Source organism: Fluviicoccus keumensis, assembly GCF_004217445.1.
GTDB lineage: Bacteria > Pseudomonadota > Gammaproteobacteria > Pseudomonadales > Moraxellaceae > Fluviicoccus > Fluviicoccus keumensis.
The window spans coordinates 255,278-275,707 of record NZ_SHKX01000013.1 but is presented as its reverse complement, the minus strand read 5'-3'; the positions used below and the strand labels follow the sequence as shown (position 1 = coordinate 275,707).

Sequence of the window (20,430 nt, the reverse complement as noted above, 5' to 3'; positions counted from 1 at the left end):
GGGAATGGTTGCCATTGTTACGGGAAACGGACTGGGTTTGTTCAATACCTCGCTCAACACGCTGGGTGGAAACGGCGTCAGTGGTCAGACCGGTTTTGGGCAGGCTAACGGCCGGGCGGCGGTCAATACGGCAACAGGCAACCTGATTCTGCAATTTACCGACGAGCAGTTGTCCGGCCTGGGTCAGGATCTCCCGGCATTGCGCACCTACAATGTGCTTGGCCAGTCCAATGATGCCGATGCCGATGGCTGGCGCTGGGATGGCGAGCGCCGTTTGATCCTGACCGGTACGGTCAACACCGCAGGCAGCACTGTGACCCGTATCAATGGCGACGGGCATGAAACGCTTTTTACCTGGAGCGGGGGGCGATACCAGTCCGCTGAAGGTCCTGGTGCTCATGACTCCCTGAGCTGGTCGGCGTCCGATTCCACCTGGTCATGGGTCGATGGGGATACCCGGGCCACCGAAGTCTATGAAGCGGTCCCGGGGCTGCCCGGGCAAAGCCGTCTTAAAAGTGTCACGGACTCCGGCGGTACCAGCCTCACCTACAGTTACGATGCCGCGGGACGTCTGGCCGGTGTTCGGGACAGTTCCGGCTCGGAGCTGATTTACAACTATAATGCAGGCGGTCAACTGGAGCGTCTGGATACCCGCTTGACCGGCAGCGATGCCCCGACGAAGCAGGTTTACTACTATTACGATACCCAGGGCCGTTTGAAACGGGTCCTCACGGACCTGACGGTTGACAACAGCATTGCTGACGCGGGCGCCACCCCGGCCGGAACCTTGCCGGCGGGAGCCAAGGTCTATGTCACCGACTTTGCGTATGAGGATTTGAACGGCGTTTACAGCCGACGGATTTCCTTGATCAGTCAGAGCGACGGCACCAGTGTCAGCTTCAAGTACCAGCAGGTGACGGTCGGAGGCGAGTATCGCGTATGGCAGGTTACGGATGCTTCCGGAGTGACCACATTTGACTATGGTACTGGTTTGGATCGTACGACCACGGTCAGTAACGGATTGGGGCAAGCGTGGGCCTACCGCTATGACGAATCTCAACGGCTGGTTGAAATCCGTAGCCCATCCAGCGGGGGACAACCGCTGACAACCACCGCCTTCGGTTATGACTCTGACAGCAATCTGGTCAGCATCAGTTCTGGCAGTCATTCGATCAGCTACGGTTATGACACCAATGGCAACCGGATCCTTGAGCGTGAGTACCTGGACAATGTGTCGGCCAATACCCTGTGCAGGACTTACAGTGCAACCAACAAGTTGCTGACCGAGACTCGCTATACCACTGCCTCGACATACGATAGCGTGGCGGCGGTCTGGACGGATCCCGCCACCGGACAGATTACGCGTTATTCCTATGACGCTTCCGACCGTCTGCATTACACCGTCAGCGCCGAGGGCCGCGTCACGGAGTACCGGTACAGTGCTCAGGGGCTGCCCGAACGGGTCATCCAGTACGGTGGTGCCGTGTATGCCGGCACCGTCAGTGAGTCGGCGCTCAATACCTGGGTTGTCGCCCAGGACAAGACCCGCACCACCTTGAGCGTGACGCAGTACGATGTCCGCGGCAATCTCAGCAAGCGGACAGACTACGCCACGGTTGACAGTAGCGGTAACGGCGTTCTGGATAGCGCGGCGGTGGTGACGGAGTATGCCTATAGCGGGCATGGACAGTTGCTGCAGACGATTGTCGTGCGCGGATCAGATCGCAGCAGCAGGACCACGCTGGCCAGCAATGTGTATGACGGTCTGGGCCGCCTGCAAAGCCAGATTGATGCCGAGGGCAGCCATACCACGGTTTATGACGGCGCCGCCCGGACCCTGACGGTCACGCATGGCAGCGGGCGCAACGTGACCAGCACGTATGATGTGGCAGGCCGCTTGCTGACGGTCGTGGAGGGCGGCACAGGCGTATCGTCACGGGTGACCACCTATACCTACGATGATGCCGGCCGTCTGGTTGCCGAGCAAGACGCATTTGGACAACGCAGCTTTACTTTTTATGATGAGGCGGGGCGTATCAGCGCCCGGGTCGACAAACTTGGGGTTGTCACCGAGTACACCTATACGGCGACCGGCCGCTTGTCTGTTGAAGCGCGGTATGTCACCCGGGTTGATACAGCGGGCTGGATCAGCAGCGCGGGGGTGATGACGAAAACCCGGATTGAGCAGATTCGCCCGACTGCGGTGGCAAAGGATCGCCGGACAAGCTATGGCTATGATGCCGCCGACCGGCTCTGGACGGTAACGGATGCAGCCGGAGTTGTTACGACGCACAGTTATGACGCTCGGGACCAGCTGGTTCAGACCCAGTGCGGTGACCGGACCAGCCGCTATTTTTATGACAAGGACGGTCGGCCGCAGGCAACCCTTGATGGCGAAGGGTATCTGACCGAGAACCTCTACAACGCGGCGGGTCAGTTGTTTCAGGTCAAACGTTATGCGGTAGTGACCACCCCTGCGCAGCAGGCCGGTGCCACTCTGGCGGATGTCCGTCCTTCCGGCACCGGTGCCCTGAGCACCTATTATTTCTACGATGCCTCCGGCCGCCGCACCGGCGTGCTGGATGAGCAGCAGTTCCTGACCGAGACGGCCTATGATGCGGCCGGCAACACTCAGCAGACAGTCCGTTATGCCACCCCCTATACGGTGTCGGTCACGGCTTTGACCTTGTTGGGTACGGTGAAGGCAGCCTTGCTGGGCGGCACCAGCCAGACCACCACCACCGCCTATGACAGCCTCGGCCGGATATTGACGGTGACGGATGCCGCCGGCACCGTGACGGCGTATGAGTATGATGCGTATGGCCGCGTTGTCCGTGAAACGGCCGCCCAAGGTACCAGTGAGGAGCGCGCCACCCGCAACCGCTACGATGTCCTGGGACAACGGGTGGCACAGTTGGGAGGAGAGGCCTCGACCCGTATTACGAACGGGATGTCAGATGCCTCACAAGCGGCGGTCTACCGTCAGTTCGGTTCCGGCTACGAATACGATATGTTGGGCCGTAAATCCGCCTTTACCGACGCAGCGGGCAACCGCACTGTGTATTACTACGACGCCGAGGGCCGCCTGACGCATACGATCAATGCGGAAGGAGAAGTCAGCGAGACCGTCTACAACAACTTTGGCGAGATTCAGGAGACCACTCGCTACACGACAAAACTGGCGTCCAACCAGAATGATAGGGCCACGGACAGCACGCATGGCGGCAACCAGGCGGCGCGCATCTGGTACAAGGCAGGGACCAATAATAGTATTTCGCGTAGCTTAGGCAGCTTCAATGCAGGTGATGTGGTGACTGCAACCGTCTGGTTCAAGGCGGATGCGGACACGCAGGGGGCGCTCTATGTCGGGCCCGCTAGCGCCGGAGCGTCCGTCAAAGTCTATGGTAATGGCCAGTGGCAGCAGATTACGGTCAGTTACAAGGCGACGGCGAATGGCCCATTATTTGTATATCTCTACGGAGATCGCGAAGGTGCCAACCATATTCAGGGGCATCAGGTTGTTTATGATGACCTAGAGGTCAGCTGCGCCGCACGGGAGTTCCGTTATGTGGATGGCTTCGAGTCTGGTCTGACCGGATGGAGCGGAGCCGGACAGCCGAATGATCTGGTGACGGCGACGACCGCCTCCACCTATAGCGGCAGTGGGGCCGCCCGGTTGTGGTACCAGAGCGGAACACCCAGCACATTGAGCCGTAATCTGGGCAGTGTGGCGGCTGGTGATGTTGTCACCGCCACCGTCTGGCTGAAGGCGGGCGCGGATACCCGGGCCGCCGTCTATCTGGGCAACAGCGCCGGAGCCGCTGTCCAGGCGAACTGGATCGAGTCGGTTGGCACACAGGGCTGGAAAAAGGTCACGATCACGGCAACCGCGACGGCAGCCGAAGATTATTACCTCTATCTGAATGCCGATGCCTTCAATCCCGCCGCAGCCCAGACGCACGCGGTGACTTACGACGATGTGGTGGTTCTGAAAAATGGCCAGTTCTGGTTCACGGACAGCTTTGACAGCGGAGTAAACCAGGCGTCGGCGCTGACGGCGACGACGGGCTGGTTCCTGCAGGCGGCACGGGTGGATTCGGTCAGGCAAAGTACGGTCAGCAGCTTTGACGGCAGCCAGGCGTTGCAGGTTGCCTACAAGCCAGGCACCAGCAGCTTTGCCTTGCTCTCGCTGGGAAGCTTCGCCGTTGGCGAGGTTATTACTGCGACGGTCTGGTTTAAGACAACTGCGGATACCCGGGCGCGTGTGAGTTTAGGTGCCAGTGGCGGGTCCGCTATCAACACGGCGGCACTGGATGCCTATGGTGTTGGTGATTGGCAGCCGTTGACGGTAACTGGCACAGTGACTACTGCGGGTGCGTTTTATGTATACCTGTTTGCCGATTATAACGGAGCATATAAGCAGGAAGGTCATACGGTACTTTTTGACAATCTGGAGGTGGTGAGTTCGACACGGGGCCGGATTTACAACCATGACTTTGAAAGCCTGACCAACATCAATGTCGGTGGGGGCTTGAGCCGCCTGACCGGTGCTGAGGGCCGGGAATCGTTGCAGGGCGGGGTGCTGACGACTGGCCTGCGGGCGCTGGTGCAGGGGATCCGTAATTCGGCAACAGACAGCAGGACCCAGTACGATTATGACAATCGTGGCTTGCTGGTCAAACAGACTGATGGTGAAGGTTTTGAAACAGGATTCACTTATACCGACTTCGGGCAGTTATACCAAACTACCCGCCAGCTAAAGAAGGGCGCCACTCCCGAATCCACAGTCATGGAGGCTCGTTACAACAAGCGCGGAGAGCGCGTGGGGGTAACGGAGGACCTGGGCGGCCTGAACCGGGTGACATCGACCAAGTATGATGCGTTTGGACGCATCATCGAGCAAACCGATGCCTTGGGAAAGCTGACCACTACTAAGTATGACTCCAACGGCCGTCAGGTGACCGTGACCGACCCGTTAAGCCATGTCCGTAAGAGCATTTATGATGCCTATGGACGCATGCTGACTCAGGTCGACGGAATGGGGAACAGTACGGTCTATGCCTATGATGATACTAACCGCACGGTTACCGTCACCACCCCGGAAGGAATTGCGCTCAGTACCTGGAAGACCCGGCACGGTGAAACCCTGAAGGTAGTAGACGGCCGCAATAATATCACGACGTATGAGTACAACCGTGACGGCCAGCTGACCCGAACTGTTGACGCCCAAGGCAACGACAACCTGAATGTGTACGACGTTTCCGGCCGGATGATCCAAAGCACGGATGTCCAAGGTCGTCAGGTTCACCTGGAATATGACGCCGCCAACCGGATCATCCGGCGCCTGGATGAGGCCACGAACGGGAATGCCACCCGTTATGCCTTCGACGGCCAAGGCCGCCAGATACGAGTCACGGAAGGCGAGGGCAGTACGGCGCAACGGATTACGGAATACAGTTATGACCGTAATGGGCAAACGCTAACAGTGACGGTTGATCCAGCGGGATTGAAACTGACCACCAGTTACGCCTATGACGGCGCGGGCCGGCAGCTGCGCATCAGCCGTGGCGATGCCGCCAATCCGTCGCAACAGGTCACCGCATATGCTTACGATGACCTGGGCCGCCGCATCAGTGAAAGCCAGGATCCGGACGGTCTGAACCTGACGACCTTGTACAAATATGACCTGGAGGGTCGGCTGACCCGCAAGATCGATGCGTTGGGTAACAGCACCTGGTATGTGAATGATGTGGCCGGGCTGCTCATGTACACGGTGGACAGCGAGGGCCAGGTCACCCGTTACTACTACGATGCAAATGACCGGGTCATCAGCACCTTGAAGTATGCCAACGTCATCGCCAAGGCCGCGCGCGACACTTATGGGGATGTGGTCAGCTCGGTCACAACGGCGGGAACTGTCACTTTTTCTCCGCCCGCCGCCGATACGGTGCGCGATCAGCGGACATATACCGTATATGACCGCGATGGTCGTGCGCGCTATCAGATCAATGCTTTGCGGCAGGTGACGGAAACTCGTTATGATGCCGCCGGTAATGTCACTGAAACCATCACGCATGAGCGTGAACTACCAACGGACACTCTGAGCTGGCCAGCCGCTACAAATACGCCGGACACCGGTTTGACGGCGCTAACGTCTTCCTCCCAGAACCTCCTGAATACCTACCCGGGCCTTTTCCGTTACGACGCAGTCAGCCGCCGTTTAGTCCTGTGCTCTGTGAGTAACGCAACAACAAGTCTCACTCAGACGCTAGTAGGGGCTTCACGGCCTTTTGAGCCGGGCCAGCAATATCGGATGGAAATTACTTTGGGCGCTACCCTGCCGAGCAGGTTAATCGTCGGGCTTTCCAATGAGGGCCTTGGCTCGGCAGCGGGGCTTTCCGCAAATAATTACCGCCGCCATGCTCTTTATTTAACCGGGGGCAAGTGGTACAGCGCTGTCAATGATAACAGCATCAGCGCCACGCCGCTTTTGGGCGTGGCGAATGCATCCACCACCTATGTGCTGGAAATTGAGACCCGTGCCGGTGGAACCACGCTGTATGTTTATGAAAAGGGAAAAACCCGGGCCGATGGTTATAAGGACGAGTTTGACACCAGTGGCTGGGATGAGGCGCGCTTTACGCTTTACGGTCTGCAGTCACCGTCCGATACGAATGGTGAAGCCTATATTGATAATCTGTCAATCTCCACACGCACGGCGACCACAGTGGTGGGAAACCGCACCCGTTATGTGTACGACAGCCTGAACCATCAGCGTTTTGTGATCGACCCCCTGGGCAATGTAACTGAGAAGCGTTACGACGCTGCCGGTCATGTCACGGAAGTGAAACGCTATGACCAGCCGATTCCACGGGAGACTGCGGCAACAGAGACGGATATACAAAATGCCCTGAGTCTGGCCGGAGCCGGTACCCAGCGGACGGGTTATGTCTACGACAACGCCGGCCGGTTGCGGTTCACCGTGGATGCGCTGAATCAAGTGACGGAAACGCGCTATGACGCTCTGGGCCGCGTCACGGAAACCATCCGCCATGCGAAGGTTTTGGCGGCTGGGACAGTATTGAGTGAGGCGGTGGTAGCCGCGCAACTATATCCGGTCTGGTCGGATGACCTGGATGATAATGCTGTCTCTGGGATGACAGTTCAGAGCTACCCGGATGTCCTTTCACTGAGCGGTGGAAAGATAACCCTGACCAACGCAATTGGGGCAGATGTCGAGCCATCTATCTATGAGAGTGCGTTCAAGGCGTTCAGTTCAGGGATGGTGTACCAGGCTGAGTTCACGCTGGGAGCCACCCTGCCGAAAAGCTTCAAGATAGGGCTGGATAACAGCAAAAACTCCTACGGCGCTGCATTCCGCCGCCATATCCTGTTCTTTGATAACGGTAACCTGCGTTCAGTAGCCTATTCAGATACGGAAGAAAAGTCGGTCTTGCTGGGTGTGGCGAAGATCAATACCACCTATGTGATAGAGCTGGAAACTCGCGCGGAAGGCACGACCCTGTATGTCTATGAAAAGGGCATGGGTCGTGACAGCGGCTTCAGCCAGAGCGCCGATGCCGGCGCCTGGACAGATATGCGCTTCCGCATCTGGGGGCGTCGCAATCCGGCGTATGACAACTCAACGGTGAGCATTGATAACCTGAAGGAGTGGCGTCTGAACGGTACGCCGACCACCCAGGCAGCCTGGTCACGGACAGTCTATGACGCGGCGGGCCGAACCAAGTTCGTGCTGGACCCCTTGAATGCCGTGACGGAATACATTTACGACGATGCCGGGCGTGTCATCCAGGAAAAGCGTTACACCGAAGCATTGGCAACACTGCCATCGACGCTGACCGAAAGCACCGTGTCCGCGGCGTTGCAGAACAAGGCATCCGTTTCCACCCGGCGGGAGTATGACAGCGCCGGTCGCGAGCGTTACAGCGTGGATGCCCTGGGTTATGTGACAGAAAAGCGGTTTGATGCCCAAGGGCGAGTGATTGAGAGCCTGAGCTATGCCCGTGCCATCGGTGCCGACACACCGGTGGTGGTGAGCGAGGCGGATGGCGTCATGCAGCGCAACCAGTACCGTTATGACCTGGATGGCCGCCTGGTATACATCATTGATGCCCTGGGGAACGTGACCGAGAACCGCTATGACGGTTTGGACCGGGTGACCCGGACGATTCAGTATGCCCAGAAAATCAGCGTGCCGGCCAGTCTGGTGCTTCAGGATATCCAGGCGGCCGTGACGGCGACCAACGGCGCCAGCCCAACGGATACCTCTACGACGAACAAGGTTTATGACCGACTGAACAGGGAGGTCTTCAATTTTGATGCTCTGGGCTACGTGACGGGGCGAGAGTATGACGTTCTGGGCAGGCTGGTTAAGGAAACCCGCTATGTGCAGAAGCCGGTTGGTACGATCAGTTATACCGAAGCGTGGCTGTCAAATGCCCTGAATCTAAGTCCCGCTGATGCTCAAGTAACACGTTACGTGTATGACGCTGACGATCACCTGCGTTTTACGGTAGATGCATTGGGGCATGTTTCGGAGCGTGCTTACGACAGCTTGGGCCGTGTAGTCAAGGAGGTCCGTTATGTGAGGACCCCGGTAAGCACAGTCAGTTATACCGAAGCGTGGCTGTCGGATGTGGGCAACCTGAGTGCAGAAGATGCGCAGATAACGCGGTACGTATATGACGCAGTCGGCCACGTGCGTTTCACCGTGGATGCTTTGGGTTATGTTTCGGAGCGTGCCTACGACGCTTTGGGGCGTGTGGTCAAAGAAATCCGCTATGCAGGGAATTCGGATACCGAGGCGTGGCTGTCGGGTGCGGTCAACCTGAGCGGTGCGGGCGCGCAGGTGACGCGTTACGGGTATGACGCCGGTGGCCGGTTGCTTTTCACTGTGGATGCGATGGGTTATGTGACGGAGCAGCGTTATGACAGTCTTGGCCGGGTCAGTTCCACGCTCCGTCATGCCAAGGCTATCAACGTTGATGCCGTGGTTACGGCGGCGGATATTGATCTGGCGGTGCACAGCATCCTGAACGAGAGCTTCACGGGATTGTTGTCGGCGGACTTGACGCTAACCACCAACACGGCGCAGGCCAGTATCGTTGATAACCATCTGACGGTGCGTTCCCAGGCTGATGGTGGAGTGGGTTGGCCCCGAGTGCTATATGAAACGAATGGCACTATTGCTTATGAAGTGGGCAAGGTCTACCGGGGCGAATTACGCACCGGAGCCAGCCTGGCGGGCATCTACACTGGCTTCAGCATTAATAACGGGCAGAGCGGCACGGCAAAGCGGAAGCACAGTATCGAGTTTGTGAATGGCAAGGCGGTCATCGTCTCGAACGGTTTGAATGGTGTGTCAGGCGGTGCGGAGCTTGGGTTGCTGCGCACGGATACCACCTATGTTGTGGAAATAGAAACGGATGTGACCGGGACTACTGCATACGTTTACGAGAAGGGACTTGAGCGAAGCGCGGGCTGGAAGCACCGTTTAGATGCGACGGGGTGGAATACGGCCTCACTGTCGGTATTTACCGGGACGGGCACCGGAGCCAGTGGTGAATTGTCACTGGATAACGTGATGATCTCGAGGCGGGGCAGCCAGCCTGATGCAGTCGCCCAGCAAACGCGATATGTCTATGACGCAGCTGGCCACGCGCGTTTCACCGTGGATGCTTTAGGTTATGTTTCGGAGCGTGCCTACGACGGTCTGGGGCGCGTGGTCAAGGAAGTCCGTTATGCTGATAAGCCGGTGGGCACGGTCAGTTATACCGAGGCGTGGCTGTCTGACGCGGTCAACCTGAGCGGTGCGGGCGCGCAGGTGACGCGTTACGGGTATGACGCCGGTGGCCGGTTGCTTTTCACTGTGGATGCGATGGGTTATGTGACGGAGCAGCGTTATGACAGTCTTGGCCGGGTCAGTTCCACGCTCCGTCATGCCAAGGCTATCAACGTTGATGCCGTGGTTACGGCGGCGGATATTGATCTGGCGGTGCACAGCATCCTGAACGAGAGCTTCACGGGATTGTTGTCGGCGGACTTGACGCTAACCACCAACACGGCGCAGGCCAGTATCGTTGATAACCATCTGACGGTGCGTTCCCAGGCTGATGGTGGAGTGGGTTGGCCCCGAGTGCTATATGAAACGAATGGCACTATTGCTTATGAAGTGGGCAAGGTCTACCGGGGCGAATTACGCACCGGAGCCAGCCTGGCGGGCATCTACACTGGCTTCAGCATTAATAACGGGCAGAGCGGCACGGCAAAGCGGAAGCACAGTATCGAGTTTGTGAATGGCAAGGCGGTCATCGTCTCGAACGGTTTGAATGGTGTGTCAGGCGGTGCGGAGCTTGGGTTGCTGCGCACGGATACCACCTATGTTGTGGAAATAGAAACGGATGTGACCGGGACTACTGCATACGTTTACGAGAAGGGACTTGAGCGAAGCGCGGGCTGGAAGCACCGTTTAGATGCGACGGGGTGGAATACGGCCTCACTGTCGGTATTTACCGGGACGGGCACCGGAGCCAGTGGTGAATTGTCACTGGATAACGTGATGATCTCGAGGCGGGGCAGCCAGCCTGATGCAGTCGCCCAGCAAACGCGATATGTCTATGACGCAGCTGGCCACGCGCGTTTCACCGTGGATGCTTTAGGTTATGTTTCGGAGCGTGCCTACGACGGTCTGGGGCGCGTGGTCAAGGAAGTCCGTTATGCTGATAAGCCGGTGGGCACGGTCAGTTATACCGAGGCGTGGCTGTCTGACGCGGTCAACCTGAGCGGTGCGGGCGCGCAAGTGAAGCGTTATGTGTATGACGCCGACAATCAGTTGCGTTTTACCGTAGATGCAATGGGTTATGTGACAGAACAGCGCTATGACGCGCTGGGCCATGTATCGGAAACCCTGCGTTACCCTGGCGCTATCAATGGGGCGGCTGTTGCAACTGAGGCGGATGTAGCGACAGCATTGCGAGCCATCCAGGTGGTGGACTTCAACGGTGGTGCATTGCCTTCGTCCTGGACCCTCAATGCTGCGGTAACGTCGGCGACGCTGATGCAGGATCAACTCAGCATCAAGACAGCCAACGCAGGCACAACGAATCAGTGGCCGAACGTATTAAGCGGGAATCTGCTGGCCTATGAAACGGGCATGGTTTACCGCACGGAGGTCAGCACCGGTAACAGTCTGACGGGCAGTTCGGTCTGGGTCAGTGTTGATAACGGTTTATCGCCGTCCGAGGCAACGGGAACCAGCTATCGCAAGCATCGGGTGCTGTTCAGCTCTGCCGGGATCACCATCAGCGGGGTGAATGGTCAGAGCGTCGCTCAACTGACAGGAACACTGAAGACCAATGCGACCTACGTGGTCGAGTACGTGACGGAAGCCACGGGAACCAAGGTCTACGTTTATGAAAAGGGTAGCCGTCGTGAAACGGGCTTGCAGCATCAGTTGACAGGTGGTGGATGGACCAACATCAAGGGATTCATCCAGACGCTTAAGGGCCCGAATGTGACGCCGGGAGCGGCAATCAGTATTGACAACATCAGCGTGTCGAAGGAATCTCAGAACCCTGAGGTGGATGTCCAGCGGACTCGATATGTATATGATGTATTAGGGCGAGTCCGAATTTCTGTTGATGGTCAAGGGAATGTTGATGAGAAAGATTACGACAGCGCCGGCAACTTGAAAAAGGAATCGACATTTAGAAATAGTGTTGTTCTGTCAGATGCAGATCTGACTATGCCAATCGAGTCATTACATGCCAAGATTTCAGCATCTAATATGCTGAATATTGATGTACGCACCGTACGCTATGTGTATGACAGCAATGGTTTGATGCGCTTTGAAATTAATGCTGATGGATATGTTGCGGAGAAAATATATGATGCATTCGGTCAAGTTGTTCTGACTCGAAAATACAACAAGTCTATTGATTTACCCGCTGATGACTCCAAGATTAAAGAGCTTTGGCTTGATGAGGAGATCAGGCGTGTAAATACAGGGCCAAATGATATTGTAGGAACTCGAGTCATTTATGATGTTCTTGGGCGAAAAAGAGAGACTGTTGGTGCACTTGGTAACGTCATTGAGCATATTTATGATGGTTTTGGCAGGGTTATAGGTGAGCTGAATTTCGAGAATGCTATTTCATCGGGCGAATTGGCTAAAGGTATTAATGATCTTGATCTTCATGTGATGGTCAGTGCATTAAATACGGGCTCGGGTAATGTGAAAACTACTCGCCATATATATGATCTGATGGGGCGTGAAAGATACACCATCGACACATTGGGTTATGTGTCTGAAAAGATATATGACGATCAAGGACGGCTTGCAGAGACCAAGGCTTATGACCGGAGGATTGCCGGTGCGGTAGGGATATCTGAGGCTGACGTTGCAGTGGGTCTTGGCAAACCTCTCTTTTCTCAGGAAAAAGGAGGGGGAGTAGCGGGCCAATCTTCGCTGGCTGCAAATACTGTAACGATGATGTCTACATCAATAGCAGGGGAGCCAAATGTTCTGCTCGGATATTGGGCAGATAAAATTCCACAAAAAAACAAGACCGGTGTTCTGGAGTATTTTGAGGTAAAGGCTGATCAAACAGGGAGTTTTCAGTTGGGTGTGCAATCTGGTGATTATAAACACTGGATTGAAATTAGAAATGGTGTGCTCTGGATTGGTTATGGTCTGGATCAAACACCTTTGAAGGCCTCAAATGTCAGTGCAAATAAAACGCAAGTTGGTACTATCGAGGCCAATGCGGTTTATATTCTTGAGGTGGAGACATATGATGCCGGAACAACTCTGCGATGGTATAAAAAGGGAGAGCAGGCTGATAGCGGGATTGTAGATGCACGAGTTGGAATAATTGATGGTGACTTCACGGTATTTGGAGCTGCATTATCATTTGACTCTATTCTGGGCGGTGCCTCAAATGCAGGGTCTTTGCAAATCCTGCAAGTATTACGATCCGGGCCGGCGGTTCTTGCTCGGGAAAAGTACTATTATGATAGCCTGAATCGCATTAAGAATGTTACCGATGCGATCGGAGGAACGGAGTCTTATGAATATGATGCATTTGGAAATTCGATTTCTAAGACCGACAAGGCTGGGAAAGTATGGAGATACCGATATGATGCAAATGGTCGGATAAGTGAAGAGATTACACCCGAAGTAACCGTTCAAGGCGACTTCTGGTCGCTAGTGAAAACAGGCTACATAGTTACGCATAATTACTATGATGCTTTTGGCTATTTGACGGCACGAAAAGAGGGCATAATCAGGATAGGAAGTAGTCCAATAATTGACGGTCAATTCATAGATGATTTTTCACAGGCTCGACTCACCCGTTATGGCTATGATGTGGTTGGTAATCAGATTCTGAAACGGGAGGCTGGGTATTATAATACAGGTAGCCACCGCTTTGAATCGGCGGATGAAGATTCCTTGATGAGTGATGCTGATCTTTGTAGAGGTCTTAGCCTGGGCGAAGTTCAACAGTCTCGTTCTAATGGGTTTTATGTATATACACAAAAAAACTTTAACGGATTCGGTGAGGTGACACGTGTGCGTTGTCGTGTCAGCAATACGGGCATTGATACGGTTGACTATAATGATGATTACTACTTCTACACTCGTGGTGGATTGCTTGATGCGTCTATTGATGCTATGGGGTATGTAACAAAGTATGACTACGATGGCTTTGGGAATCAGAAGTTAGTAACACGATTCAGTACTGCTCTATCAGATGCTGTGATTAATAATGTCAGTGGGCGATTGACACTAAGCGATATCATTCGAGATAGTGAAAATGATCGAACGGTTAGAACTGAATATGACTTGTTAGGCCGAAAAACAAAGGTTATTCAGGACCGAGTTGATCTTTTTGATTCTGTGGCTGGAAAAATCGCAGGTTCTTCGGCGATTATTTACAGTTATGATGGCTTTGGAAATGTTGTGCAAGAGACGCGTTGTGCTCTGGATGAAAATGATCAGTCGATTAGTATGCTCGGTGCTACAAATGCACGGTATTTCTTTGATGGTAATGGGCGCAAAACTGGCGAAGTCAATGCACTAGGCTATTATACTGCTTATGAATATGATGCTCTTGGACATGTTGTTGCCCAAAAGGAGTACAAGAACGCCTTCGTTTCAGATCCTTTGCAGTTGACACGGTCGATGATTGATGCAAAAACACAGATCGATAGTGGTGCTGATCGGTTTACGTACTTTGAATATGATGCCTTGGGGCGGATTATTAGAAGCGAACTTGATCAGAGGCATTATGAATTTGGTAGTACTGCAGTTGTTATGTCTACAGTTGAATATGATGCAGTTGGGCATATCAAGAGCCAAACAGACAAGGCAGGAAATAAAACTGAAAATGCATATGACGATGCCGGAAACTTGGTTCAGGTTATTGATCCAGCAAAAATAGCGGCCAAAGCTGGATATCTGAAGCTCACGGATGCAGATCAAATTCTCGCATCTAATGTTCGATCATATATGCGTAATGCATTCGGTGATGTTGTTGTTGAAACACTTAAGGCTGGCTATGTTTCATACTCTTGGACCCATATTGCGCAGCAAGGTGAAACCCGCCAAACCCGCTATGCATATGACAATAATGGCCATCTTGTGGCGGAGGTTTCGGCAGATGTTGTTTTGCCACAAATAACGGGTCTGCAGGATCTTGCTGATAGACTTGGTGTTTTAAAGTATGGGGTAGACGCTTCTGGAAATATTATTAGCCAGAAGCAGAAAGTGAAAGCGGTATTTGATGCTTGGGTGGTTGGTGGAATCACCCAGGAATATGAGCATACAATTGAACGGTCATATGTTTTTGATAAGCTGGGGCGACAGCAGTCAACTTATGATTCTGGTTATTCGGTAACGACGAATCCTTCTACTGCCTTTTATGTTATTGCACCGCTTGCTGCTGATGCAAAAACGTTAACGCTTACTAAAAATACTGTTTCATTCAATGCTTTTGGTGAGATAGTTTCAAAGACACTTAACTCCAGGCCTCAAGAGTCGTATGTTTATGATAAAACAGGGGTTGTAGTTTCTACGTATGATGCAGCCGGATGGACAACTACTGAACATGATTATCTTGGAAATATAACTCGGGTTATCCAGAGCGGAGGTGTTTCTCTGCATGATCTAAATGTGGCTGGTCGTAATAGTGAGGCGATTGCTGGTTATTATGCGATTAATGCATTGAATCTGTCTGATCCGGCGACCACCAGGACGACAGTGACTTCATTTGACTTACTGGGTAGACAGTTGTCAAGGCAATTGCCAAGTTATTCAGCATTGATTTCGGGATCTTTGCAAACTTTTACACCCAGTACTAGCCGCGTTTTGGATCGTTGGGGTAATGAACTTTCGACGACCATCGGCAATATAACGACACAAAAAAGTTATGACCGATTTAATCGATTGACTCGAGAAGAGGGTGCTGTATCCACCATTGTTGACGAGCATGGTAAAGCTTATCAGGCAGCTATGATCAAAAGTTATCAATACGATGACATGGATAACGTGGTACAAATAAGTGACAGCGTCGGATCTCATCTTGAGAATGGGTTTGCCATTAATGAGGCGGTTAAACGGGTTAAAAAAACCAGCTATTTCGCAGGGACCAACCTGATAAGTCTGGATTATCAGGCATATTATAACACTGCTGACACCCCCATTCCGGTTGTTTTGAATCGATATTACTATGATGCCTTTGGCAATCAAATTGTTAAGGTCAATGGCGCTGGTGATTATCAGTTTTATAACTACGACGCGATGAATCGCGTGACATCACATGGTACGGACATCGGCGTTGCTGGTCAGATTGAACGTGTTGTCGAGGACACATATAGATATGATTATGCTGGCCGACAATATGCCAAGATTCGAGGCAGTGTTGAATTGGCGGAGACCTTGGGTTTTGATTATGATAATCCGCCCGCTTCAGCCTCCATGGGTTATTACTCTGCCAAAGGCGTTACGGGAATGGCTGGGACGGCGAGCTATACTATCTTCGATGAGCGTGGAAATATTATTCAAACTCATAATGAGTCTGGGGTTGATGAGTATTTTATTTATGATAACTTCAACCGAAAGGTTGAAGAGCGTGACGGTTTGTATGATGGACGAAGTAGAACACAGAAATGGTACTACGATGATTTTGGAAGGCTGTTGATTTCCTTGGATAATGGCGTTTACTCCGCGTACGCGTATAATCGATTTGGTCAGCTTTCCAAGGTTGGGGTGGATCTGGGTGATTCGCTTTTTCTTCAGGATTTGTTGTTCCCGTCATATGGTTACCCTGGGTATGATTATGCTGTGCGGCCGGTCTCAAAATATTATGAGTATTATGAGAATGGTCTGATTAAGAAGATTAGCCAGGGGCAGACATTCACATCGTATATTTATGATGCCAATGGGAAGTCTGCCCAGGAAACAAATGGCTATGTTTCGTCTGGTGGTGTTGTTAGTCAACAGATTGTCAATTACTCACATGACGAATTGGGTCGGTTATCTAACGCCAGCTCCCCGGCGGGTAAGTTGGTGTTTTCAAATCCATTGGGGAATGGTTCGATTACTATTGCTGATTCTGCGGCTATTACCTCATTGAGAGTCTCCTATGATGAGTTTGGGAATCGTCGGTCAGTTCTATTAGAGCCTTCAGGAGGTAGTGATACGGGTGTAGTTGATGGATCTGGCTGGTTCAAATACGATGCAGAAAATCGAGTGCTGGTTGCTAATGGTGTGCTTGGGCTGGACTATGGAGGGCTTTATAATTATAATATTGGTATACTTGGCAATTATAGTTACAACACCAACTTTAGCTTGACATATGACTCTGATGCTGAAATCCGCTACGTACGTGGGCAAGGTACCCTGATTAAGTACGATGCGGCCGGGCGGAGATATAGTGAACTCACTGCAAATGGTGATGGAAATAGTTTCACGGAAAAGGCTTTTAGTTATGATCGCATGGGCGCGCTTACAACTATCCAGCAGCGTGATTGTGTAAAGAGTGTTGGGCTTTTAAGCATCAAATTGGTTACCGGTTCAACTGTCTTTGATTCTGTTGGAGCTTATCAGACAAGCTATTCGCAGGTTAATGATCTTCAGGGGGTAAGTGTAGGCCGTAGTTATTCATCTGGGGCTATTAGTGAGATTAATAATTATCACTATCGGGGTGATGGCAAGCTTTTTCTGCAGGTCACTACCAATAGTTCGGGAGGTATCAAGTATGACACTATGTTTGGTGGTGGCTACCAAAAGTCTGTTGTGAATGGCGCAGTGGTCTACACACCCCGTATGGATGCGGCAGGTCTTCAGCGGCAGTATCAGACAAACTATCGTTCTATCGGCGGCTCCCGATCGTATGCAATCAAGTATACCAAACATGACTATGATGCTATCAATGGTTCTTACAAAGACATGGGTAGTGATGCGGTTATGACGTTGGACGGTTCTTCGGCTGGTGCGTCGTATATGAATTATTCTATTGACGGGGAGCTTCTTCAGGCCAAAGCTCCGTCGGGAAGCTTGATTTTTGATAGGCGTTTTAGTAACAGTCTGGATGGGCGTATTATCGGACGAGCTGATTTTACATCCTCTGGAGCCTTATCTAAGGCACAAACTTACTTCTATTATGAAGGAAAGCCGATTGCTTCTTTGGGCCTGATTTCTGGAAACTCAATTGGTGTCGATTTTGATCCGGTCTCTGATCATTACCCGGGTAAGACCCCAACGACGTATACCATCAACCAAGGCGACACCCTTCCCAAGATTGCACAAATGGTTTGGGGTGATGCCAGTCTGTGGTACCTGATTGCCGATGCCAATGGTCTTAGCGCTGATGATGATCTGTCCACAATGCTGGGGCGTGTTCTGGATATCCCCAACCGTGTCACGAATATTCATAACGATGCGGATGTCTATAGTGTCTACGATCCATCCGAAATCATTGGCGATACCACTCCCCAGCCCAAAGCACCACCTCCTCCAAAGCCGAAGAAACGCAAGTGGCGGAAGTTCTCAAATCTGATTCGGATGATAGTCTCTGCCATCGTGACTGTCATGACGGGCTCTCCCACTTTGGGTGCCGGTGCAGGTGACTTTGCAGGCCAGGTAGTTTCTCAGATTGGAAACGGAGAGTTTAACTGGTTCAAGGGGTTGGCGAGTATCTGGTGGGGAGCTTCCGAGCATTATGACTATAAGCAGACCGGTAAGGCGATGGCTGCTGGCGCTTTAACAGGAGGGCTAACGCAGGGACTGATGTCCGGTGTCAGTCAGCTTGGCACGGCGGCGGCAAATCTAATAGCAGAAGCTAACCCGCTTATGATGGGCAGCATTAATTACAGCGCCAGTTATATGGGTGGCCGGCTTATGGGCAATCACCCTGAGTTTGGTTTTGGCGGTTGGGCAGGATCGGTGCTGTCTGCGAGTGTTGGAAATTATACGAAGGATGCTTCTGTTAACTTGTTCGGTTCCAGCCCCTTGGGCGATGTCCTGAATGCTGCCGCACCTCAGTTTTTGGGTGATTCAGCGGTTGGTTATCTGCAAGACAAGTGGTTTGGCGGTGGTGCGCCGGATTATTTGGCGATAGGTGCGAGTGCAATAGCCCGTACATATGCAAAGCAGACATTTGGTGAGCGTAAGGACAGCCTGTTGATTGATATGAGCAAGAAGGCCTGGGCTGATACATCTGCTTATTTCTTTGGGCAGAATGATTCGCCAGTTCTTCCATCGCGTATGCCCGGAAGCGCACCACTGGGAGACCCGTTTGAGCCGCCACTGAGTTCGTCGGAGATTGCATCGAAACCATCCCCGGGTATGGTATCTCCGGCCGCTATGTATGGTGCGCCAGTCCCAAATGGATGGCGTTCGCCGTTACTGACACCTGCGCAGATTGCTGAAAACAGGCATCTGAATATTGATTCTGAAGGGATTTACCAAGCGCTGACTGCCAGGAATTATACGGTTCAATCAGGTGATCAGGTTTCTGACTTGAGTAAGCAGTGGTACGACGACCCACATGTACTGGAGGGATACTTTGCGTTGAATGGTCGTAATCCGAATGTGTTAAGGGCGGGGGAAGTCATCACTGCTCCGTATTACTATGACCTATCCAGCAAAGACTTAAGCATATTGCGCACAGGAGGTGTTGAGTGGGCAAGGAGTGATGATGACCGAAAATTATATGCTCAGCTTGAGTCCGCGAAGAGTGCTGCATTAGGTGGTTCTGACACAAGCTCCAGTGCTATTTGTGTTCCCAGTGATGCTAAATACGCCACGATGCGTATTTTAGGTGAAGATGTATATGTAGGCGGAGCACAGTCGGGCCGCATACAAAATATCACTGCTACTCCGATGATGCATGGATTATTTGAGGGGACTTCAGTTGGTAGGTTCGCGTATTCAGCATCATCCACTGCGGCTAGCTTTTTTAAGGAGGCTGGTTATCTATATGCTGATACCGTGGGAACTATTTCCTATAAGGCGCTGAACGGGCTGTCTGGTAATGACTTTAAATATCAACCACTGGGGGCAGTTTATTCATCTCTGCAAAACTTCGAGGGTTCGTTAAATACCATTGGTTTAGCTGGGACTCTCCAAAATTCGGCTGCTAGCACGGTTGAAGGATTAAGATCTGCATATACTAGGTTATATCGAGGTGATGCTGAAGCTTGGGGTGTGGTTGCTGGTGGTGTTTTAACGCCATCTATTAAATTTGCGCCTGGTCTTGCAATGGATGCTGGAGCTGGATTAGGGCGGATTTATCGTGTCATGGATACAACTTCGATCAATGTTAGCCTTACGCCAAGTTATGCGACATTTGGCATGAACCCTATTCCATTGAAGGTGGAGTTCAATCGTGTTAATGTTGCAAACAATACAACGGCTGCCGACTTAATTGCTTCTAGAACAATGAGCAAGGCGGAGTGGCAGGATTTTTATGGCGATTTACGCCTCCAAACCCGAGAGGCTGCAGCGACATATAGAGGTCGCTATAGAGGGCCTGTGGTTTCCGGGGTCAAAGATGCTAGAACAGGTGAGTTCTTTTCAGGTAAGAACGAGCTGTTTTTGCCACAAGACTTGCACCCATTATTAGCTGATAGGGTTTCAACTCTTCCGAATACGATGAATATCACTGCTTTGCGCGAGGAGGCTGCTGGGTTAGGTGTTCGCTGGCCGTATAGCACCCCTGGCGCACATGCAGAAATTCATGCGCTGAATAAAGCCTTACAGGCGAGAGAGTCAGCAGGTATTCCTATTGATTTAAGTGAGATGTTTATGGTTAATCGTTGGCTCACTAAATCGGCTGGCCCAGCTCAGCGTTGTGGTTATTGCTCAAATTTGTCAAATGGCGTGAATGCCCTAACGGATAAATGATA

The 20,430-nt window shown here is 52.4% G+C and carries 1 protein-coding gene; it reads left to right on the top strand.

The annotated features are described in order from the left end of the window. The first annotated feature begins 4 nt into the window (after window positions 1–4). The gene (locus tag EV700_RS12065; protein WP_130414099.1) at window positions 5–20,428 is read left to right on the top strand and encodes a YwqJ-related putative deaminase; all 20,424 of its coding nucleotides are present in this window, start codon (window positions 5–7) and stop codon (window positions 20,426–20,428) included. Window positions 20,429–20,430: the final 2 nt, after the last annotated feature.

Bases quoted from the DNA above. Each gene is read 5' to 3' on its own strand.
- EV700_RS12065 (WP_130414099.1), top strand. From the start codon at position 5: ATGGTTGCCATTGTTACGGGAAACGGACTGGGTTTGTTCAATACCTCG.